This is a genomic window from Acidimicrobiales bacterium (assembly GCA_016794585.1).
GTDB lineage: Bacteria > Actinomycetota > Acidimicrobiia > Acidimicrobiales > DATDAH01 > JAEUJM01.
On the sequence record JAEUJM010000001.1, the window covers coordinates 145,201 to 167,563 of the forward strand.

15 protein-coding genes are annotated in these 22,363 nt (G+C 72.2%); 10 read left to right on the forward strand and 5 right to left on the reverse strand.

Annotated features, from left to right (window positions below; translation table 11 throughout):
• The first annotated feature begins 11 nt into the window (after positions 1–11).
• The 3 genes from JNK12_00630 to JNK12_00640 all read left to right on the forward strand — a co-directional run bounded on the left by JNK12_00630 (position 12) and on the right by JNK12_00640 (position 4,487).
• On the forward strand, positions 12–1,991 hold the full coding sequence (locus JNK12_00630; protein MBL8774395.1) for a PQQ-binding-like beta-propeller repeat protein: 1,980 nt from the start codon (positions 12–14) through the stop codon (positions 1,989–1,991).
• Positions 1,988–3,274: a hypothetical protein gene (locus JNK12_00635; protein MBL8774396.1), complete on the forward strand. Its 1,287-nt coding sequence runs from the start codon at positions 1,988–1,990 to the stop codon at positions 3,272–3,274. Before JNK12_00630 ends, JNK12_00635 begins: the two co-directional genes overlap by 4 nt.
• 82 nt (positions 3,275–3,356) lie before the next feature.
• Complete coding sequence (locus JNK12_00640; GenBank protein ID MBL8774397.1) at positions 3,357–4,487, forward strand: FAD-dependent oxidoreductase; 1,131 nt, start codon at positions 3,357–3,359, stop codon at positions 4,485–4,487.
• On the opposite strand, the gene JNK12_00645 is transcribed toward JNK12_00640, so the two are convergent.
• Positions 4,477–5,703 (reverse strand): acyl-CoA dehydrogenase family protein, encoded by a 1,227-nt coding sequence (locus JNK12_00645; protein MBL8774398.1) that lies wholly within the window; start codon positions 5,701–5,703, stop codon positions 4,477–4,479. The genes JNK12_00640 and JNK12_00645 overlap by 11 nt on opposite strands.
• A 112-nt stretch (positions 5,704–5,815) precedes the next feature.
• Here JNK12_00645 and JNK12_00650 point away from each other — a divergent pair, with 112 nt between their 5' ends.
• From JNK12_00650 to JNK12_00660, 3 genes are read left to right on the forward strand one after another with little or no spacing between them, the layout of a single operon-like run.
• The gene (locus JNK12_00650; protein ID MBL8774399.1) at positions 5,816–6,871 is read left to right on the forward strand and encodes a hypothetical protein; all 1,056 of its coding nucleotides are present in this window, start codon (positions 5,816–5,818) and stop codon (positions 6,869–6,871) included.
• Positions 6,871–9,015 carry a transglycosylase domain-containing protein gene (locus tag JNK12_00655; GenBank protein MBL8774400.1) on the forward strand — a complete coding sequence of 715 codons (2,145 nt, stop codon included), beginning with the start codon at positions 6,871–6,873 and terminating at the stop codon, positions 9,013–9,015. Before JNK12_00650 ends, JNK12_00655 begins: the two co-directional genes overlap by 1 nt.
• 56 nt (positions 9,016–9,071) lie before the next feature.
• Entirely contained in the window at positions 9,072–10,400 is a 1,329-nt protein-coding gene (locus JNK12_00660; GenBank protein MBL8774401.1) for a trypsin-like peptidase domain-containing protein, read from the forward strand.
• Between the two features lie 142 nt (positions 10,401–10,542).
• Here JNK12_00660 and JNK12_00665 read toward each other — a convergent pair whose 3' ends face one another.
• The 3 genes from JNK12_00665 to JNK12_00675 form a co-directional block, all read right to left on the reverse strand.
• A complete protein-coding gene (locus JNK12_00665; GenBank protein ID MBL8774402.1) occupies positions 10,543–11,691 on the reverse strand; it encodes a DUF459 domain-containing protein in 1,149 nt (382 codons plus the stop codon).
• Between the two features lie 4 nt (positions 11,692–11,695).
• Positions 11,696–13,135, reverse strand: coding sequence for an MBOAT family protein (locus JNK12_00670; GenBank protein ID MBL8774403.1), 1,440 nt, complete (start codon positions 13,133–13,135; stop codon positions 11,696–11,698).
• 102 nt (positions 13,136–13,237) lie between these two features.
• Positions 13,238–15,517: a GGDEF domain-containing protein gene (locus tag JNK12_00675; protein MBL8774404.1), complete on the reverse strand. Its 2,280-nt coding sequence runs from the start codon at positions 15,515–15,517 to the stop codon at positions 13,238–13,240.
• A gap of 62 nt (positions 15,518–15,579) precedes the next feature.
• Between JNK12_00675 and JNK12_00680 the strand changes: the two genes are divergently transcribed.
• Complete coding sequence (locus JNK12_00680) at positions 15,580–16,746, forward strand: 2'-deoxycytidine 5'-triphosphate deaminase (protein ID MBL8774405.1); 1,167 nt, start codon at positions 15,580–15,582, stop codon at positions 16,744–16,746.
• A gap of 66 nt (positions 16,747–16,812) precedes the next feature.
• On the opposite strand, the gene JNK12_00685 is transcribed toward JNK12_00680, so the two are convergent.
• Positions 16,813–17,280, reverse strand: coding sequence for an Lrp/AsnC family transcriptional regulator (locus JNK12_00685; GenBank protein MBL8774406.1), 468 nt, complete (start codon positions 17,278–17,280; stop codon positions 16,813–16,815).
• Positions 17,281–17,390: 110 nt separating this feature from the next.
• Here JNK12_00685 and JNK12_00690 point away from each other — a divergent pair, with 110 nt between their 5' ends.
• From JNK12_00690 to JNK12_00700, 3 genes are all read left to right on the forward strand, one after another.
• Positions 17,391–18,824 carry a gamma-aminobutyraldehyde dehydrogenase gene (locus JNK12_00690; GenBank protein MBL8774407.1) on the forward strand — a complete coding sequence of 478 codons (1,434 nt, stop codon included), beginning with the start codon at positions 17,391–17,393 and terminating at the stop codon, positions 18,822–18,824.
• A 100-nt stretch (positions 18,825–18,924) separates the two neighbouring features.
• Positions 18,925–20,280, forward strand: coding sequence for an aspartate aminotransferase family protein (locus JNK12_00695; GenBank protein MBL8774408.1), 1,356 nt, complete (start codon positions 18,925–18,927; stop codon positions 20,278–20,280).
• A gap of 84 nt (positions 20,281–20,364) precedes the next feature.
• Positions 20,365–22,356: a diguanylate cyclase gene (locus JNK12_00700; GenBank protein MBL8774409.1), complete on the forward strand. Its 1,992-nt coding sequence runs from the start codon at positions 20,365–20,367 to the stop codon at positions 22,354–22,356.
• The last annotated feature ends 7 nt before the right edge of the window (positions 22,357–22,363 follow it).

Genomic DNA, 22,363 nt, shown 5'->3' on the forward strand with positions numbered 1-22,363 from the left:
GATCGGCGGTGATGCGGGGGACGTGGGGCAAGTGGACGACCTGGGGGGTCGTGGTCGTGGTCGCGGCGCTCGCGGTGTCCTGTGGCAGCGACGACGCCGCCCTCGATGCCCCCGACGACGGGCCCGACACCGCCGCGGTGGGCGAGTGCGACTGGCCGATGTGGGGCCAGTCCCCGGAGCGTCGCTTCGTGGCGCCGGCGGCGTGCCCGACGAGCCTGTCGGCGGCGACGGTGGGCGTCCTCGAGCAGGCCTGGTTCTTCAACACGGACGACGTCGTGACCGCGACGCCCGCCGTCGTGGGCGACTCCCTGTACGTCGGCGACTGGACCGGGCGCTTCTACGCCCTCGACCGCGACGACGGGTCGCTCCGGTGGAGCTTCCAGGCCGAGCCACACGAGCAGGTCTACGCCGGCCAGATCGTGTCGAGCGCGGCGGTGGCCGACGTGGCGGGTGCCCGCACCGTCTACTTCGGTGCCGGCAAGACCCTCTACGCCCTCGACGGCGCCACCGGCGAGGAGGTGTGGGCCCACGAGCTGAACCCCGACGGCGACGACGACGATCCGACCGAGATCGAGACGTCGCCCGTCGTGGTCGACGGGCCCGCCGGCCAGATCGTGATCGTGGGCTACGACGTCCACAACGCCCCGACCGAGCGGGCCGGCGTGGTGGCCCTCGACGCGGCCACCGGCGACGAGGTGTGGACCTTCGACCCCGACCGGGGTGGGCCCCCGAGCGGGTGCGCCGACGTGTGGTCGTCGCCCTCGGTGGACGTGGCGCGGGCGCTCGTCTTCTTCGGCACGGGCAACTGCAACACCTCGCCCGAGGGGTGGACCCGGTTCACCGACGCCCTGGTGGCGATCTCGCTGGACGACGGCTCGCTGGCGTGGCGCTTCCAGCCCCACGAGCCCAACAACGACGACCTCGACTTCGCCGGCGCGCCGAACCTGTTCAGCGCCGACGGCGCCGACCTCGTCGGCTTGGGGAACAAGGACGGTCACTACTACGCGGTGGACCGGACGACCGGTGAGTTGGTCTGGGAGGTGGAGGCCACGCAGCCGGGCCTCAACGAGCCCGGGGGCAACTTCTCGACGGGTGGCTTCATCGGCCCCACCGCCGTGAGCGACGACGGCACCATCGTCGGGGGGACCGCGGTGGGCCCCTGCCCCTGCCTGCACGGGATCGACGCCGCCACCGGCGAGATCGTCTGGCAGCAGGACCTCGCCGCCCCCACCTACGCAGCCACCTCGATCGTGGGCGACGTCGCCTTCTCGGGCGGCACGGACTTCACCCTGCGGGCGGTCGAGGTGGCCACCGGCGACGTGCGCTGGGAGCAGGAGATGGACGGCCCGGTCGCCGGCGGCGTGGCCATCCAGGACGACGACGTGTTCGCAGTGGCAGGGCTGCGCGAGCCCGGGCAGGACGTCCTGGCCGAGAACAGCGGCGTCTACCGCTTCACGCTCCCCGGCGAGGATGCGCCGACGACCACCACCGAGGTGGCGGCGCCGACGACCACGGCGGTGCCGATCGCGGCGTTCGTCGACGACGGCCAGGAGTGCGTCGGCGCGCCCTGTGCGTTCTCGTTCTCGCTGAAGGACCCCCCGGCAGGGCTGACCCCGGAGATGACGTTGGAGATCGCCACCGACCCGGCGTCGGTGACGGTCTTCGCCACCGGCCTCGGTGCTCCCGACGGCTGGTTGCGCCCCGGGAGCCCCGCGGCCAATGCCGGGGCGAGCGACTACGCGGTGTTCCTGTCGAAGGGGGTCGACAACCCGAACGGCGCGCTCGTGTGCGTGCTGGAGCCGACGGTCGACTCCGATCCCGACGCGCTGGCGTGCCACACCGACGCTCTTCCCGACCTGGGCACCGCGTTCGACCGCCTCAGCGTGCTCGCGGTCAACGACACGTCCGCCCTGCCGCCCATCGCCGAGGGCTTCGACCGCCTCGTCGACACCATCTCGTTCGACCCCCCGCTCCGACCGGAGGCACCATGACCGCCGTTTCCCGCGCTCCAGGACCACGCTCCCATGGGACCGACCGACACGGTGGTCCCGGAGCGAGGCGCCGCCGGGGGCTCGCGTCCTCCGCCCTGCTCGTCGTCGCGCTGCTCGCCGCGGCCGCGTGCAGCAGCAGCGGAGACGACGCCGGCGTCGCCGAGACCGGCGACGCGGCCACGACGTCCACCACCTCGGCGCCGGCCGCGCCCATCGTCCTCAGCGGCCAGGGCAACGACCTCGTCGCATACGCCACCGACGAACCCGGCGATTCGCAGGTGGTGCTGACCAACAAGGAGGACGACCCCGAGACGGGCCGGGACATCAACGCCCAGATCTGCTTCTTCCCCGACGACCCCACCCAGTTCATCGCCGGCGAGGACACCAACCAGCCCGACCCCCTCCAGGGTTGGGGGATCTTCCGGCTCGAGGGCGACACGGTGGGGGACCTGTCCGCCACGCAGGTGGGCAAGCTCACCCCGACCTACCAGGGTTCGGCCGACAACGCGGAGAACTACGGCTGCGGCTTCCTCTCCGACGGCCGGGTGGTCACCAGCGACATCGGCAACCAGGCCAGCGGCGAGGGGGACGGGCAGTTGATCGTCTGGTTCCCGCCCTTCACGGGGGGTGAGTACGTCGACGGGGCCGACAACGCCGGCTTCGACGACGTCGCCTTCTGCAAGGTGGACGTCGGTATCGCCACGGCGGGCGGCATCTTCGTCGACGGCGACGACAACGTGTACGTGGGATCGGCCCGCCCGCCCACCGCCGGCGTGCTGCGCTACTCGGGCGACTGGCCCACGGGCCCGGACGCCGCCGGCGGCTGCGGGCGTACCGACGGCACCGGCGCCCCACTGGTGGACGAGGGGGCGGTGACCCGCGAGGTCTTCATCTCCGCCGGGGAGAACGGCTTGTCGACGCCCCATTCCATCGCGCCGGCGCCCGACGACGGCTTCTACGTGTCGAGCATCATCACGGGGGTGATCAACGAGTACGACGCCGGCGGCGCCTTCCTGCGCACCATCCTCGAGCCGCCCGCCGGCGAGGCGCTCGGCCCCGAGCCGTTCTCCACCGGCACGCCCCTCGGCCTCGGCGTGGCCCCGGACGGCACCCTCTACTACGCCGACATCGGCGTGGTGGCCGACCCCGTCGACGGGTTCGGCCCCGGCGACGACACCGGCTCGGTGCGCGCCATCGTGTTCGTCGACGGCGAGCCCCAGCCCCCCGAGACCCTCGACGAGGGCCTCGCCTTCCCCGACGGCATCGGCGTCTTCGTCCCATGATCGGTGCGATGTTGCGAGCGGAGCGGAACAGCGCCACCGGCGAACCGGATGCCGAAGGGGTTCCGACGAAGGAGGAACAGAGGTGAAGGTGGTCGTGGTGGGGGCGGGGGCCATGGGGTCGGCGTCGGCCTGGCACTTGGCGAAGGCGGGCGCCGACGTCACCTTGCTCGAGCAATTCGAGCAAGGGCACGACCGCGGCTCGTCGCACGGCACCGTGCGCATCTTCCGGCTGGCCTACGCCGACGACCTCTACGTGCGCCTGGCCCTCGAGGCCGAGCCGCTGTGGGCCGAGCTGGAGGAGGCCGCCGACGAGGAGCTGCTCGACCGAGTCGGGGCGCTCGACCACGGCGAGCCCGAGCGCATCCACGAGGTGGCCGCCGCCCTCACCCGGGCGGGGGTGCGCCATGAGCTCGTGGGCCCCGAAGCGGCGGCCGAGCGCTGGCCGTTCCTGCGCATCGAGGGGCCGGCGGTGTTCCAGCCGGACGGGGGCATCTCCTTCGCCGACCGCACGGTGCGCGCCGCCCAGGACGTCGCCCGTGGTCTCGGCGCTGAGGTGGCCCACGAGGAGCCCGCCCGGGCCATCCACCTCCGTGACGGCGGCGTCGTGGTCGAGACCGACGGCCGCGAGCTGCTGGCCGACGTCGTGGTCGTGTCGGCCGGCGCGTGGGCCGCGCCGCTCGCCGGCGACCTGGTGCCGCTGCCGCCGCTGACCGTCACGTTCCAGCAGCCCGGCTGGTTCGCGCCCCGGGACCCCACCGCGGTCTGGCCGTCGTTCATCCACTACCGGGACACGTCCAGCGCGTCGGCGGCGTCGTTCGGCGCCTACGGCATGGGCGACCCGGGCATCGGCGGCCGGCGCACGACCTTCCCCGGCACCGCGGTGAAGGTGGGGGAGGAGAGCGTGCCCACCGTGGTGGACCCCGACGACGGGCCCTTCGAGGTGCGCCAGGACGCCCTGCGCCGCCTCGCCGACTACGTCGAGATGTGGCTGCCGGGCCTCGACCCGGTGCCCCTGCGGGCCGAGACCTGCCTGTTCACCCAGACGCCGAACGACGACTTCGTCCTCGACCGCCGCGGCGCCGTGGTGATCGCCTCACCCTGCTCGGGCCACGGCTTCAAGTTCACCCCGGTCATCGGGAGGATGGTGGCCGACCTGGTCCTGGACGAAGGCGCCGCCGACGCCCTCGACCAGCGCTTCCGCCTCAGGCGCTGAGCAGGTTGCGGGCGATCTGGGAGATCTGGATCTCGTCGGTGCCGGCGTAGATCTGGAGGACCTTGGCGTCGCGGGCGAGCTGCTCGACCTGGTACTCGGCCATGTAGCCGTTGCCGCCGAACACCTGGACGGCCTCGAGGGCGACCTCCATGGCCGCCTGCGCGGAGTAGAGCTTGCAGGCCGATGCCTCGGTGAGGTCCATGCCCGTGCCGTTGGCGGCCATCTCGATCTGGCGGAAGACCAGGTTCTGGATGTTGAGGCGGGCGACCTCCATCTTCGCCAGCTTCAGCTGGATGAGCTGGAACTCGCCGATGGGCTTGCCGAACTGGACCCGCTCCTTGGCGTACTCGGTGCAGAGCTCGAGGCAGCGCTCGACGATGCCGAGCGACATGGCGGCCACGCCGGTGCGCTCCATCGAGAAGGTGTCCTTGGCGCCGGCCCGGCCACCCGAGGGCAGGTCCTCGGTCTCGCCGAGCAGGCGGTCCTTGCCGACGCGCACGTCGTTGAGGAAGAGCTGGCCGGTGGGGGAGGAGTGCATGCCCATCTTGCGCAGGGGCTTCGACTGCTCGAGGCCGGGCATGCCGGAATCGAGGACGAAGCTGAGGATCTTGCGGTCGGCGGGGTCGTTGCCTTCGTCGAGCTTGCAGATGAACACGATGGTGTCGGCGTAGGGGCCGTTGGTGATGAAGGTCTTGGAGCCGTTGAGGACGTACTCGTCGCCGTCGCGCTTGGCGGTGGCCTTCATCGAGCCGAAGGCGTCCGAGCCGGAGTCGGGCTCGGTGATGGCCCACGAGCCGATCTTCTCCATGGTCAGCAGGTCGAGCGCCCACCGCTCCTTCTGGGCGGTGGTGCCCTTCGACATGATCGCCGAGGCGGTGAGGCCGACGCTCACGCCCATGGCCGTGACCATGCCGGGGCAGTACCGGCAGATCTCGATGATGGGGATGAGGGTCATCGACCCATCGCCCCCGCCGCCGCGCTTCTCGGTGGAGGCCTCGGCCTCGCCCGCGGCGACCGCCTTCTCCTTGTCCATCTGGCGCTTGAAGCGGTCGCGGGCGGCGGCGTCCATCCCGAAGGTCGACCACAGCTTGCGCAGCACCTCGTAGGGCGGGGTGTCGCCGTGCTCGAGCTCCTCGAGGTTGGGGACGATCTCGGCCTCGACGAAGCGACGCATGGCGTCGCGCATCATCTGGTGCTCTTCGCTCCACTCGTACATACCCCCAGTATCGGACGTGCTCCGGTGCTCCGGCCACCCCGCCCGTCCTCACACCGGGAGGGGAGCCTGCCGATTGGTCCATATGGCCCATGGCGCGCGCCGCTGGAGTGTGATGGCGCTCGCCGTCGCGCTCGTGGCCGCCGCGGGGTGCTCGGCGGACAGCGGCCGGGACATCGAGGCCCTCGAGAACCCCACGCGCACGACGATGGAGCCGTACGTCGAGCCACAGTTCGACGACACCCGCGACGTGACCCTCGCCCCCGTGCCGCCGGGCGCCCCCCTGGCCTTCCCGGTCACCATCCGTGGCGGGGACGCGTCCCTGACCGGCACCCTCGTCGGCCCGGACGGGCCGGTGGCCCGGGGACGGATCCGCCTGGAGCGCTTCGTGGGGGAGGCCTCGGCCGTGCTGGAGGTGGCCACGAACGAGCAGGGCCGATGGAACGCCAAGGGGATCATCGGCGGCCGTTACCGCGTGCGCGGCTGGCGCATGCCCGACCTCGCCATGAACTCGTCCACCGTGCTGTTCCTCGGAGCCGAGGAAGCCGGCACCGTCGACCTCGAGGCCACGGCCCAGGGCGGCGTGGACGTGCAGGCCGCGATCCTGACGCCGACGCCCACCATCGGCGCCGCGGTCAACGTCACGGCCCTCATCACCCGCCACGAGGTGGACGGCGACGGGGTGGTCCGAGGCATCCCCCTCACCGGCACGGTCGCCGCCCTGACGTCGGGCGCGGGCTGGGAGATCGCCGCCCCGGACGTCAGCGTCGACGGCGCCGGCGGCGCCACCTGGACCGTCACCTGCACGGCCCCGTCGCCGGGCGACCTCGTGATCACCGCCGGTGAGGGGGTGGCCCGGATCACGGTGCCGGCGTGCTCGCGCCCGGTGGGCCCGACCACGTCGACCACCGCGCCCGACACCCCGGTGGCCGACTTCGCCGTCGGCGAGCAGTTCACGCCGCCCTTCGCCGGGCCCCTCCCGGCCGGCACCTACACCGTCGTGGGCGACGCCGCCTCGTGCGCCCTCGTCTACGAGGTCTGGGAGGACGACGCCTGGAGCGACGACCAGCGCACGTTCACCGGTACCGGCGCGCTGGTGCTCGACACCTTCGCCCGCAACCTCGTCACCCTGGGTGACGCCCCGGCGTGCACGTTCGAGCGGGTGTCGTGATGGCCCGCCGAGCCGACCGCATCGCCCCGTTCCCACCCCCGAAGCGCCGCCGGCGCTGGTGGGGCATCCCCCGCATGACCGTGAAGATGGTGGTGCTGGTCGCCGTGGTGGTGGGCGTCTGCGTGCCCGCGGCGGCGGCGACGGCCTTCTGGACCCTCATCAAGGCCGACGTGCCCGGCACCCTGCCGACCGACCGCAACCCCCGCGTGCGGTCGATGCCCACCACGGTCTACGACGCGGCTGGCAACCCCATCACCCAGTTCCGCGAGTTCGAGCTGACGGTCCCGACCCGGCCCGAAGACATCCCCCAGGTGTTGAAGGACGCCGTGGTGGCGGTCGAGGACCAGAACTTCTGGGAGCACGACGGCGTCGATCCCGAGGCCATCGTGCGCGCCGCCCTGAGCAACTTCGAGGAGGGCGACACCGTCCAGGGCGGCTCCACCATCACCCAGCAGTACGTGAAGAACACCTACACGACCGGTGAGCGAAACCTGAGCCGCAAGCTCCGCGAGGCACTGCTGGCCAGCCGTCTCGAGCGGGAGATCACCAAGGAGCAGATCCTCTTCCGCTACCTCACCAGCATCTACTTCGGCGACGGCGCCTACGGGGTGGGTGCTGCGGCCGAGTCCTACTTCCGCAAGCCGCTGTCCGAGCTGACCGCCTCCGAGGCCGCCATGCTCGCGGGCACCATCGCCTCGCCCAACAACTACGGGCCCCGGGGCAACGCCGAGGTGGCGGAGACCCGCCGCATCCAGTCGCTGCGGGCCATGCGGGACCAGGGCTACCTGACCCTCACCGAGTTCCGGGCCGCCCGCGACGAGCACATCTGGTACGCCCCCTTCGGCGACCCGCCCGGGCCCGCGACCGTCGTCCACGCGCCGCCGCAGAACGACGTGGCCACCGTCCACCCGTACTTCGTGGACTACGTGCGGCGCTTCCTGCTCGCCCGCTTCGACCACGAGTCCCTCTACCGAGGCGGCCTGCGGGTGGAGACCACCCTCGACCCGAGGCTCCAGCTGCTGGCCCAGCAGTCGGTCAGCCGCACCCTCGACGGCACCGCGCCGCCGCTCGAGATGTCGCTCGTCACCGTCGACCCCGCCACCGGCCACGTGAAGGCCATGGTGGGCGGCCGGGACTTCGCCCAGAGCCAGGTGAACCTCGCCCTCGGCGGCACCCTGGGGGTGCAGCCGGGGTCGTCGTTCAAGGCCTTCGTGCTGGCCTCGGCGTTCGAGCGGGGCATCACCCCCGAGGACCGCTACCCGGCCCCGGCGTCGATCACGCTGCCCGACTGCACCGGCCAGTGCACGATCTCCAACGCCGAGGCGGGCAACGGAGGCGAGGAGGATCTGCGCCAGGCCACCGCCCACTCGGTGAACACCGTGTTCGCGCAGCTCATCCAGGACGTCGGCCCGCAGAACGTCGCCGAGCTGGCCCACCGTCTCGGCGTCCGCTCGATCGACCCCGAGACCACCCAGTACGGGGTGTCGCTCGCCCTCGGGGCCTACGAGACCTCCCCGCTGGAGATGGCGGCCGGCTACGCCGTGCTCGCCAACCACGGCGTGCGGGCTCCCGCCACCCCCATCCTGCGCGTGCTCGACCACGAGGGTCGGGTCCTCATGGACAACACCGCCCCGCAGGGCGAGCAGGTGCTCGACCCGGCCGTGGCCGACACGGTCACCAGCCTGCTCGGAGGGGTCATCTCGAGCGGCACGGGCCGTGCTGCGGACATCGGTCGGCCGGCGGCGGGCAAGACCGGCACCGCCCAGGAGCACCGCGCCGCCTGGTTCGTGGGGTACACGCCGCAGCTCTCGACCGCGGTGTGGATGGGCTACTCGGACGTGCCCCGCCCGCTCTACGGCATCAAGGGCGCGTCCCGCGTCTTCGGAGGCGGCTTCCCCGCAGAGACGTGGGCCGACTTCATGCGCAACGCCCTCGCCGACCAACCGGTGCTGGGCTTCCCCGTGCCGGGCCCGCTGCCCACGCCCGTGGCCCAGACGCCGGCTCCTGCTCCGGCCGCCACCCCGGGCGCACCGCCGACCACCGTGCCCTTCGAGCCGGAGCCCCTGGCGCCCATGACCCCGGGGCAGGTGGCCACCGACTGCGGCGGGCCCTGTGATCAGACACCGACCCTGGGGGACCCATGACGCCACCGGACCCACCTCTTGCTCAGGCGCCCGGCGCAACAGCCGATGAGAACACCATGATCGACCGCGCCGCCCACGCGGAGACCCGTCGACTGCACCGCGAGCTGCGTTCGCCGCTGCCGGACGACGAGGTGGACGTCGGCGTTGATCACGTCGACGAGCTGCGCCAGCTCTGGGACGGGCTCGTGGCCGAGAGCATGCCCGTCGAGCCCGTGGTGCCGCCCCTCCCGCCGGCGCCCGTCGCCGACGTCGTGGCGCCGGCGTGGCCCGCGGTGGCGCCACGCGTGCACACCGGCCCCGCCGGTCCGACCCCCCTCACGACCCCCCTCACCGATCCCCTGATCGTCCTCCCCGATGCCCGCACCGCCCCCGGGGCGCCGGTGCCGCCCGTTCCCCCGATCGCCCCCGCCGCGCCGGTGGCGGCCCCGGTCGTCGAGTCACCGAGCACCGAGCGCCCGTCCCGCCGCGAGCGTCGGGCCGCCAAGCGCCTCGCCAAGGACGAGAAGCGAGGCGCCCGCCTCGAGCTCCGCCGCCACCGCATCCTGCCCCGCACCGTGATCGGCATCTCGATGCTGTTGCTGGCGGCGGCCATCGGTGCGGCCTTCGCCGGGGCGATGCTCTACGCCTATTACGACTGGCGTCTGTCCACGAACGAAGACCGCGTCGGCGTGCTGGCCGAGAGCCTTCAGCAGCGCCTCACCGACGCCGGCGCCTCGATCGACGAGGCCCAGCAGCAGGCCCTCACCGAGCTCCAGGAACGGGCCGGGCCGCTGATCGACCAGAAGAGCGACGCCGTCGCCATGGCCGACCTCACCCCCGTGGTGCTGCCCTCCACCTTCTTCGTGTCCACCCTCGACGAGAACGGCCAGCCCTCGGTGGGCACGGCCTTCGTGGTCTCGTCCGACGACAGCCAGTCCCTGCTCGTCACCTCCTACCGGGTGGTGTCCGCATCGACCACCCAACCCGGCCCCGAGATCCGACTCACCAACGCCGGCGGCGAGGCCGTGGTCGCCCAGCTCCACAGTTGGGACCCCGCGCACGACCTCGCCCTGCTGAGCCTCGACCGGGGTGGCCTGGAGCCGCTGATCTGGGCGACGGGCGACGCCGCCGCCGTGACCGGCGAGCGGGTCTACGCCGCCAGCGGCGTGGGCGCGGCCGGCGTCACCTTCAGTCCGGGCATGGTCCTCGGCCAGAGCGCCGAGGGCATCCAGATGACCACGCCGGTGGGCAGCGCATGGCAGGGCGGGCCGGTCGTGACCCAGGACGGCAAGGTGGTGGCGGTGGCGTCACTCGCCTACCAGCCCCTCGGCTTCAACCCCGGCCAGGTGCCGTACGCGCCCCCGGTCGACGCCGCCTGCGAGACGCTCCTCGACTGCGGCGCCTGACACTGGCTCCTCGTTCCTCGGAGCGGCTTCGCCACGTCGGCGGGCCTGGCGGCGGGTTCGTCGGTGTTGCGACTCCGCTCCGCTCCGTCACGTGACCTGTCCGGACATCGGTGCCTCCAACGCCTGAGGGCATCGCCTCGGGTCAGGGTGCGATCGTGGTCGGGGTGACGGCTGGGGCGACCGTGGTGGGCGTCGGGGCGCCGTTGGGGAGGTCTTCTTCGATCGCCGCGAAGATCGCGTCGGCGGCACGGTCGCCACCGGCGCGGGTCATGTGGATGCCGTCGCTGTTGCGCATGTTGACGACCTCGCCGCCGGCGCCGGGCAGGTAGTCGGAGTAGTTGCCGTTCTCGTCGGCGAACAGGTCGTAGAGCGACACGATGGTGGTGTTGGGGTGGTCGGCGGCCACCTCCTCGAAGATGCCGTTCATGAGCTGGAGCCGGGCCGAGTACTCGCCGTCGCGGGCGATGGGCTGACCGATCCAGTAGACCCGCACGCCCTGTTGCTCGAGGTAGGTCATGACCGCGTCCACCCGGCGGGCGTACTCGGCGTTCCACTCGGGGTCGCCCGGCTGGAACACGCCGGTGTCGAGCTCCATGCCCTGGCCGTCGTTGGCCCCGAACACCACGACCATGGCGTCCGGGTCGGTGGTCTCGACCACCTGTTGGATCTCGGCCGGCCAGTTGAAGAAGTCGGGTCGCGTGAGCCCGCTCGAGAACTCGAAGTCGAGGGTGGCGTCCATCACCCCGGTGGCGGCGGCCTTGTCGATCACGGACTGACCCAGGATCTCGGCTTGCGAGTCGCCCACGACCACGATCTCGAGGGGGTCCGCCGCCGTGGGCTCGGGCAGCTCGGTGGCCGGGGGAGCGGCGGGCGGCTCGGCGGTGGTGAGGTCGTCGAAGGCCTCGGCGTCGCCGAACTCGTGGCCGAGGGCGTCGTCGGCGGTGGTGCGGGGGCGGTCGAGGAAGAGCAGGTGGCTCAGGCCGTCGATGGGCTTCACCAGGGCCACCTGGACCGAGCGCTGCCAGCCGAAGGGCTGACGCTCGACGATGCGCAGCAGGCTCGAAGCGTTCATGAGCGTGAACAGCCCGAGGGCCACGACCCCGACGATGGTGACCTGGCGCAGGTCGAGGGTGCGGGCCGGCGGCGCCAGAGGTGGTGTGAAGCGACCGTGGTCGCCGGGGTCCATGGCGTCGAGGCGGTCGAGGGCCCGCTGGGTCCGCGGGCCCGGCTCCTCGCTGCCGGGCCGGGCTGCGCCGGGGGAGTGGGGGTCGGGGGTGTGGTGGTCGGGCATCGGATCAGAACTGGAAGTAGATGAACGGGGCCACGCCGACGGGGCCCAGGGTGTCGATGAGCACGAAGCTGAGGGCCAGGGCCACCCCCTGGAGCACCGGAGCCAGGCGGGAGAACCCGGACTTGCTCCAGGCGCCGACCCAGCGGGGGGAGAACTGCGCCGCCAACATCCCTACCACCACGGCGACGAGCAGCAGGGTCGGCCCCGGCAGCAGGTCGGTGACGTCGAAGATCCCCTTGATGACGTCGAACGCCGTCGCGAACGACTCGGCCCGGAAGAAGATCCAGGCGAAGCACACGAGGTTGAAGGTGGCGAGCCACGCCAACACGGGCCGCAGGGCCTCGGGGATGACCGAGGGCGCCAGCGTCCCGGCCTCCTCCTGCGCCGCCCGCCGGCCATTGCGCCAATGGCCGACGCATTGGTAGGTGCCGTGCAGGCCGCCCCACACCACGAAGGTCCACGAGGCGCCGTGCCACAGGCCGCCGAGCAGCATGGTCAGCATGAGGTTGCGGTAGGTGGCGGACTCGGAGCCCCGGCTCCCGCCGAGGGGGATGTAGAGGTAGTCCCGCAGCCAGCGCGACAGCGTGATGTGCCAGCGCCGCCAGAAGTCCTGGATGGAGAGGGCCGAGTACGGACGGTCGAAGTTCTGCGGGAAGCGGATGCCGAGCAGCAGGGCGATGCCGATGGCGATGTCGGTGTAGCCGCTGAAGTCGGCGTAGATCTGCATCGCGTAGCCGTAGACCGCGAAGAGGATCTCGAGGCTCGAGAAGTTGCCGGGCACGGCGAAGACGGGGTCGACCACCTCGGTGCCGAGCCAGCTCGCGATCACGACCTTCTTGAAGAGGCCGGCGACGATGAGGAAGAAGGCCTCGGTGGCGGGGATGCGGTGCTCGTCGGGGCGCCGGCGCAGCTGGGGGACGAACTCGCTGGCCCGCACGATGGGCCCCGCCACCAGGTGGGGGAAGAACGACAGGTACATGCCGAACTCGATGGGCGAGGCCGGCTCGAGCTCGCGGCGGTAGATGTCGACCACGTAGCTGATGGCCTGGAAGGTGAAGAACGAGATCCCGATGGGCAGGATCAGCCGCAGCAGCGGGGGGTTGGCGTCGAGGCCCAGCTTCGCCAGCCCGTTGGTGACCGAGACGACGAAGAACTCGTAGTACTTGAAGAACCCGAGCACGACGAGGTTGCCGCTCACCGCCAGCCCCATCAGCAGCTTGCGGGTGCCATCGTCGTGGTTGCGGTGGATGGCCGTCCCCATGGCCTGGTTGAACAGCGTCGACCCGGCGATGAGCAGCACGAAGCGCCAGTCCCACCAGCCGTAGAAGACGTAGCTGGCCGCCAGGGTGAACGCCATCCAGGCGCGCCGGTTGGGGCGCAGGCGCCAGCTCACCAGGAACACGATGATGAAGAAGATCCCGAACTGGGCCGTCGGGAAGAGCATGGGTCGGCGTCACTCCTCGGGCCGGTGCCCCGAGACTAGGCATGCGGCCACCGCCGCCTGCGGCATCACGGCCCCAGGATCGGGCGGACCGGTGGGTGCGCCTCAGGGCGACGCGGGAGCCGTCGCGGCGCCGTCGAGCAGCTGCGGGAGGATCATCACGCGGTTGCGACCGAGTCGCTTGGCCTCGTAGAGGGCGCCGTCGGCCCGGGCCAGGAGCCGATCGGGGGTGTCGCCGGCGCTCCAGGTGGACACCCCCGCGGACGCCCCGGGCTTGCTGGACAGCACGAGTCGCTCGAGCACGCTCGTCGCCTCGGGCACCGGGCACGAGGGCAGGATGACCACGAACTCGTCGCCGCCGTAGCGGGCGAGGATGTCCGAGCCGCGCAGCGCCGCCCGCCACCGGTCGGCCACGCCGGCCAGCACCCGGTCGCCCATCTCGTGGCCGTGCGTGTCGTTGACCGATTTGAAGTGGTCGAGGTCGACGACGGCGACGCACAGCGGCTGCCCGGTCCGTTGGGCCCGGGCGATCTCGCGCCCGAGGAGGCCGGCCAGGGCCAGGCGGTTGGGCAGGCCGGTGAGCACGTCCGTGTGCGCGAGGGCCCGCATCTGCTCGCTCAGCCAGCCGGTCACCGTCCCCGCCACGAAGACCGTGCCCATGACGATCACCCAGATCGACGCGGGCGCGGGAAGGCCGACGGCGAGGAGGGCGCCGGCGTAGAGCGCGCCGGCGAGGCCCACGTGGGCGGCGGCGGCGCGCCAGGAGAAGAAGTAGGCCGCGTAGAGGGCGACCCAGACGTAGTAGGTCGACGTCGTGATGGAGGCGTCGCTGCCCTCGGACACCACCACGCCGGCGGTGATCATCACCGTGCCGCCCGCGAGCAGGAGGTGGAACGCGGCGTTGGGCAGGCGATCACCCACCCAGAAGAGTGCCAGCGCGGTCGGCAGGCCGAGCCCCGAGATGGCGGCCGACAGCCACCAGGTGACCTCCGGGGGGTGGGGGAGCAGGAGCGCGGCCCACGAGAGGGCCGCGCCGGCCGCGAAGAACACGGCGAGGGCCCGGGCCTGGACCGCGGCGGAGCCGACGTCGCCCGCGAGCTCCCGGGAGACCCAGCGCGCCAAGGGGACGGGCGACGGTTGCGGGCCGGCCGGGGTTCCGGTCGGCGCGCCCTCGGCGGTTCGGGTGACGGCGTGCCGGGCGTCGGCCCGGAGCAGCCCGGCGACGACGTCGGGAGGCTGCGGGGGCGAGAACAGGTAGCCCTGGGCCAGGTCGCAGTCGACGGCGGCGAGGGCGGCGAGCTGGTCGGCGGCCTCGACGCCCTCGGCGATCGTGGTCTTGCCGAGATCGTGGGCGAGGCTGACGATGGCGCCGACGATCGTGGCGGCCTCGGTGTCGCCGGCCATGCCGGCCACGAACTCCTGGTCGACCTTGACGACGTCGACGGGCAGTTGGCGCAGGTAGCTCAGCGACGAGTACCCCGTGCCGAAGTCGTCGACCGCGATGCGGACGCCGAGCGCCTTCAACTCGAGCAGCCGGGCGGTGGACTCGGCGACGTCTTCGACCAGCGCGCTCTCCGTCACCTCGAGGTGCAGGAGTGAGGGGTCGAGGCCGGTCTCCCGCAGCACCCTCGCGATCACCTCCGTGACGTCCGGGCGGGCGAGCTGTCGACTCGAGAGGTTGACGGCCATGGTCAGTGGGCGGCCCGGGCGCTGGTCGTTCCACTCGACGACCTGGCGGCACGCGGTCTCGAGGACGAAGGCGCCGATGGGCACGATCATGTCGTTGGCCTCGGCATCGGGCACGAAGGCGGCCGGCGACAGCAGGCCGTGCTCCGGGTGCTCCCACCGCACGAGGGCCTCGAACCCGACGATATGGGGGTCGGCGCCGACCACCACCACGGGCTGGTAGTGCACGGTGAACTGCCGCTGCTCGAGGCCGTCGTGCATGGCGTTCTCGAGCTCGAGGGCGGCCAGCTCGTCCTTGACCGAGCCCGACGACCGTTCGATGAGCAACGTGATGGTCGTGCCGATGAGCACGAACAGGAAGGTGCGCACGATCCACTCGGCGCTGGACTGGGCCACGCCCGTGGCGACCTCGGCGGGCATGACCGGCCCGCTCAGCAACCCGGCGGCGACGGCGGTCACGAAGGCGCCGCCCAGACCGAAGCGCACGCCGGCGAACACGATGGGCAGGTAGAACCAGTGGGGCGGCACCTGGTCGACGCCGCCGAGCCAGTAGGTGAGGGCGGTGCACGCTCCGAGCTGGAGCAGGACCATGCCCACCCCCTCGTGCGTGGAGGCGCCGAGGGGCACGGCGAGCACGCGCGTGACCCAGCGGTCCCGACGGCGGGGGGCCGGTGAGCCGGGCGCGGCGCGCGGATCCATGCCCCTCTCCATCGGCCGGGGCCGCCGGGCGTTGACCCCGGGGGCGAGTACGCTCCCGCCGGATGGACGAGGGGGCCCCTGACACCGCGCCGGACGGCGCCGACCCGGTGCTGCCCCACGGTGCCCAGGGGGTGCTGCCCAGCCAGATGCTCGAGCGGGCCATCGCCGCGGGCTGGATCGGCGCCACCTACGACAAGATCCCCACCGACGCCATCCAGCCCGCCAGCGTGGACCTGCGCCTCGGCGAGCGGGCCTACCGCGTGCGGGCCAGCTTCCTGCCCGACGACGACACCGTCGAGGCCAAGCTCGACGACCTCGTGGTGGACGAGCTCGACCTGCGCGACGAGGGCGCAGTGCTCGAGACCAACCGGCCCTACCTGATCCCCCTCATCGAGGAGCTGGCCCTGCCCCCCGGCGTGCGGGCCCGCACCAACCCCAAGAGCTCGACGGGGCGCCTCGACGTGTTCACCCGGGTCATCACCGACCACAGCTACCGCTTCGACGAGATCGACGCCGGCTACCAGGGCCGGCTCTGGCTCGAGGTGGTCCCCCTGTCGTTCACCGTGCGGGTCAAGCACCGCCTCGCGCTCAACCAGCTGCGCCTCGTGAGCGGCCGGGCCGGCCTCACCGACGACGAGCTGCACGAGCGCCACGCCCGCGAACCGTTCCTGTTCCGCGGCGACGAGCCCGTCTCCGATGCCGAGCTGGCGACCGCAGACGGGCTCTTCCTCAGCCTCGACCTCGAAGGCGACGAGTCCGGGCGGGTCGGCTACCGCGCCAAGGGCAACGCCCCGCTGCTCGACATGGGCCAGGTGCGCACCCACGCGCCCGCCGACTACTGGGAGCCCGTGCCCCGCGAGGGCGGCGACCGCATCATCTTGGACCCGGAGCGCTTCTACCTGCTCCTGTCGGACGAGAGCGTGCGCGTCCCGCCGGACCTCGCCGCCGAGATGACCGCCTATGACCCCACCAGCGGTGAGCTGCGCACGCACTACGCCGGGTTCTTCGACCCCGGCTTCGGCTACGACCGCGACGGCGCCATGCACGGCTCACGGGCCGCCCTCGAGGTGCGGGCCCACGACGTGCCCTTCCTCATCGAGCACCGCCAGCCCGTCTGCAAGCTCACCTTCGAGCAGATGATCGAGCCGCCGGCGAAGCTGTACGGCGCCGACATCGGCAGCAACTACCAGGGCCAGGTCGAGACCCTGGGGAAGCACTTCAAGCGCTGACCGCTGGCTCCTCGTCCCTCGGAGCGGCTTCGCCATCCGGTTCGTCGGTGTGCCGCGGTCCCGCCGTCACCGCACGCCCCAGGCGTAGGTCTGCTTCTCGAGGTGGAGGTAGGGGAAGGCGTCGGCGGAGCGGACGCCGGGGAGGGTGCGGATGCGGTCGTTGAGCAAGTCGAGCAGCTCGTCGGTGCCCTCGCACACCGTCTCGACGAGCACGTCGTAGCCGCCGGAGGTGACCACGACGTAGTCGATCTCGTCGATGGCGGCCAGGGTGCGGGCCAGCGCCCGCAGGTCGCCGTCGGCGCGGATGCCGATCATGGCCTCGAGGTTGAAGCCGAGCGCGAGGGGATCGGTGACGGCCACCACCTGCATCACGCCGCGCTCGATGAGGCGTTGGACGCGCTGGCGGGCGGCGGCCTGCGACAGTCCCACCGCCGGCCCGAGCCGCGCGTACGGCAGGCGCCCGTCGATCTGGAGCTCGGTGATGATGCGCTTGTCGATGTCATCGAGGGGGACGGGGTCGGGCGCGGCGGCCATCGAGACAGATTGTCACAGATGGGCTAGCATCTGACGATCGAATCCGTCGTCTGTCGACACGTTGACGACGGAATCACTCGCACGAACGCGAACGACCATCCGGAGGGGACATGCCCGACCAGAACTTCATCGGCGGCGAGTGGGTGCCGGCGCAGAGCGGCGCCACCGACGCCGTCCTCGATCCCGCCACGGGCCTGAGCCTGGCCGAGGTCGCCTCCAGCGACAAGGCCGACGTCGACGCCGCGGTGGCCGCGGCCGCTGCGGCCTTCGCCGGCGAGTGGGGCCAGTCGACCCCGGGTGATCGCGCCAACGCCCTCTGGAAGCTGGCCGAGGTGCTCGACGAGCACAGCGACGAGCTGGGCAAGCTCGAGAGCCAGAACGTGGGCAAGCCCATGAACACCATGGCCGACGAGATGGGGCAGATGGTCGACCACCTGCGCTTCTTCGCCGGCGCCGCCCGCACCCTCGAAGGCCGCGCCGCCGGCGAGTACATGGCGGGCTACACCTCGATGCTGCGCCGCGACCCGCTCGGCGTGGTCGGCTCCATCACCCCGTGGAACTACCCGCTCATGATGGCGATCTGGAAGATCGGCCCGGCGCTCGCCACCGGCAACACCGTGGTGCTCAAGCCGTCCGAGCTCACCCCGCTCACCACCCTGCGGATGGCCGAGCTCATCGCCGAGCACGACATCCTCCCCGCCGGCACCCTCAACGTGGTCACCGGCCAGGGCCCCACCGCCGGCGCGTCGCTCGTCACCCACCCCGAGGTCCGGCTGATCTCGCTCACCGGCAGCGTCGGCACCGGCAAGGCCATCGCCAAGGCCGCGTCCGACAGCCTCGCCCGGGTCCACCTCGAGCTCGGCGGCAAGGCACCCGTGCTGGTGTTCGACGACGCCGACCTCGAGACCGTCATCGAGGCGATCAAGATCGGCGGCTACTACAACGCCGGCCAGGACTGCACCGCCGCGTCCCGCGTGGTCGCCGCCCCCGGTATCTACGACGACCTGGTCGCCGGCCTGGCCGACGCGGTGTCGTCGCTGCCGCTGGGCGACCCGACCGACGAGGCCATCGACCTCGGCCCGGTGATCTCGAGCGCGCAGCGCGAGCGCATGGCGGGCATGGTCGAGCGGGCCAAGGAGGCCGGCGCCGAGGTCGTGACCGGCGGCGCCAAGGTCGGCGGCGACGGCTTCTTCTTCGAGCCCACCGTCGTGGCCGGCCCCGCCCAGGACGCGGAGATCGTCCAGAAGGAGGTCTTCGGCCCGGTGGTGAGCGTCCAGCGCTTCGCCGACGAGGACCAGGCCGTCGCCTGGGCCAACGGCGTCGACTACGGCCTCGCCGCCAGCGTCTGGACCCGCGACGTCGGCCGGGCCATGCGCCTGTCGAAGGCCCTCCAGTTCGGCACCGTGTGGGTCAACGACCACATCCCCCTCACCCCCGAGATGCCCCACGGCGGCTTCAAGCAGTCGGGGTACGGCAAGGACATGTCGGTGTACGCCCTCGAGGCCTACACCGAGATCAAGCACGTCATGATCAGCCACACGTGAGTCGGGGGCGAGCGGGCGTGAGGCTGCGAAGCGGAGCGGAGCAGCACAACAGTCGAGAGTCGGATCCCGAAGGGGCGACGACGGAGGAGGAGCAAACGATATGAGTGACCAGATCATGGACCGGGCCCACGCCATCATCGAGCGGGAGGGCGCGGCCATGCAGGCGCGCACGCCGAAGTCGGCCGCCCTCTTCGAGCGGGCGGTGCGATCGCTGCCGCTCGGCGTGGCCTCGTCCTTCCAGGCCGCCGACCCGTACCCGATCTACCTCGAGCGGGGCGAGGGCAGCCACGTGTGGGACGTCGACGGCAACGAGTACGTCGACTACCACTCCGGCTTCGGCGTCAACGCCGTGGGCCACGCCCACCCGAAGATCGTCGAGGCCGTCTCCGACGTCGTGCGCCGTGGCACCCACTTCGCGGTGACCACCGAGCTCACCGTGGCCTTCGCCGAGGAGCTGTGCCGGCGCTTCAACATGGACCAGGTGCGGTTCTGCAACTCGGGCACCGAGGCCACCATGGACGCCATCCGCATCGCCCGGGCGTACACCGGCCGCGACAAGGTGCTGAAGATCGAGGGGTCGTACCACGGGCACCACGACACGGTGATGTTCTCGGTGGTGCCCGACACCAACGAGATGGGCGACCGCGAGAACCCGCAGTCGACCCCGATGTCCAAGGGCATCCCGGCCGAGATGGCGCTGGACACCCTCGTGGTGCCCTACAACGACGCGCCGGCCCTCGAGCGCATGCTCGGCGAGCGCGGCAGCGAGATCGCCTGTCTGATCATGGAGCCGGTGATGATGAACATCGGCCTCGTCCTGCCCGACGAGGGGTACCTCGCCGAGGTTCGGCGCATCTGCACCGCCCACGGCGTGGTCCTCATCTTCGACGAGGTGAAGTGCGGCGCCACCATCGCCGCCGGCGGGGCCACCGAGCTCTTCGGCGTGCAGCCCGACCTCGCCTGCTTCGCCAAGGCCATCGGCGGCGGCACGCCGACGGCGGCCTTCGGCGGCAAGGCCGAGGTGATGGACGTCATCGCCAACGGGGCGGCCCAGCAGGGCACGTTCAACGGCAACCCCCTCGTGGCCGCCGCGGGTCTGGCCGCCCTCACGGAGGTGCTCACCCCCGACGCCTACGAGCACATGGCCAAGCTGGGCGCCCGCCTCGCCACCGGTTGCCGCGACGCCATCGCCGAGCACGGCATCCCCGCCAACGTGGTCGACCTCGGCTGCAAGGGCTGCGTCTGCTACCGCCCCGAGCCGCTGCGCAACTTCCGCGACTTCCTCGAGACGAACGCCACGCTGTTCGCGGCCTCGTGGGCGTGGGTCATCAACCGGGGCATCTTCATGACCCCGGGCGACGAGGAGCAGTGGACCATCTCGGCGCAGCACACCGAGGAGGACATCGATCGCTACGTGGACGTGTTCGGGGCCTTCTGCGCTGAGCTGGCCTCCTAGGTTCCGGGCCGGTCCGACCGCACTGCGTGGTCGGGCCGGCACGTGCTGCGTCAGGAAGAACCCGACGGGGTAACCTCGGGCGCAGTGAGATCCCGGCGCTCGCCCCTGGCGATCGCGCTGGTCGTCCTGATCGGCGGGCTGGTGACCAGCGTGGTCGCGTCCGCCGTCTGGCGTGCGGTGCTGCGCGACGACGCCTCGACGTCGTTCACCGGCGCCGCCACCGAAGTCGAGGACGACCTCGCGGCCCGGCTCGACGCCCTCGCCGTCGCCGCCCGGTCGACCCGCACCGAGCTCGCCGATGGCGACGACCCCGTCACGCAGCGCTCGTTCGAGCGGGCGGCGGCCACGGCCACCGCCGACCTCGACCCGGGGGACGCCGCCAGCGTCGTGTACGTGCAGCCCGCCTCGGGGACCGTCGCCCTCGACGAGTTGCGGGCCGAGGTCCAGGCCCGGGGGGTGCCCGGGTTCGACGTCAACAACCCGACGGGAGGCGACGAGCACCTGGTGGCCACCTTCGAGGCGCCGTCGCAGTCGGTGCCGGTGTTCGACGGGCTCGACCTCGCCACCGTCCCGGCCACACGGGCCGCCCTCGACGGCGCTCGGGTCGAGGGCCGGGCGGTGCTGAGCGACACGCTGGAGATGCTGCCCCGTGCCACGGCGCGCGCCTACCCGTCGCTGCGCCAGTCCGGTGTCGCCGTCGCGGTGCCGGTGTACCGGGGCGCCACCACTCCCACGACTCCGACGGGACGTATCGAAGGGCTCCAGGGCTGGGTGGTCGTGGTGAGCTCCGCGCAGGACCTGCTGGAGGCCGCCGTGGCCCCGACCGGCGGCGAGCTCGCCGCGCAGCTCGAGGACCTCGGCGACCCCGATGCGCCGGGACCCAGCACCCCCGAGGCCGGTCCCGTCCTCGTCGCCTCGACCACGCTGGCCGACGGTGGGCCGGTCCAGGCGCTCGACGGCGCCGACCCGGACACGACGGCCGAGGCCTCGGTGGAGCGCCTCGGTCAGAGCTGGGCTCTGACCGTGGTCGACGTCGACGGCTTCGGCGGCGCCACCACGCGCGAGCCCTTGTGGATCCTCGCCGGCGGAGCCACCCTCTCGGTCCTCCTCGCCGCCCTGGTCTGGAGCCTCGCCTCGACGAGAGCGTCGGCGCTGGCCATGGCGGCGGCCGCGACCGAGGAGGTCCGCCGCACGGAGGCCCGCTTCCGCGCCCTCGTGCACAACCTGCCGGACCTCATCGTCGTCACCGACGACGAACGGACGATCTCGTTCGTCAGCCCCTCGGTGACCGCGCTGCTGGGGTGGACGTCGGAGGAGGCGCTGGGGGCGGTCCTCGCCACGGTCGTGCACCCCGACGACCGTGCCCGCTTCGAGCAGGCGCTCACCCAGGCGGCCGGTGGGGCCAGCATCGAGATACGCGTCCTCGCCAACGACGGCCAGTACCGGTGGTTCGAGGGCGCGGTCACGAACCTCTACGACGACCCGGCGGTCGAGGGCCTGGTCATCACCGCCCATGACATCACCGCGCAGAAGGCGGTCGAGGACCGGCTCGCACACGAGGCGACGCACGATCCGCTCACCCACCTCCCCAACCGCGTGATCGTGAACGACCGTCTCGGCCACGCGCTGGAACGCGGTCGCCGCGACGGATCGCGGGCGGCGGCCATCTTCCTCGACATCGACGAGTTCAAGCAGGTCAACGACCGCTGGGGCCATGCCGCCGGCGATGAGCTCCTCCGGGAGGTGGCGGTGCGCGTCCAGCGGGCGGCCCGGTCCGCCGACACCGTGGGCCGCTACGGCGGCGACGAGTTCGTGGTGATCTGCGAGAACCTGCCGTCGGCCGCCGACGCCCTGGTGGTGGCCGAGCGCATCCGCGACGAGGTGGCCCGGCCGGCGAGCGTCGACGGCGCGGAGGTGCTGGTGGGGACGTCCATCGGGGTCGCCCTCAGCATGGATGCGGACGAGACCACCCGCGACCTCATCGGCCGGGCCGACGCCGCCATGTACGAGGCGAAGTCGAAGGGCCGTGGCCGCATCGTCATCGACACCGAAGCCACCGCGGGCCTGGGCGACTGAGCCCCTC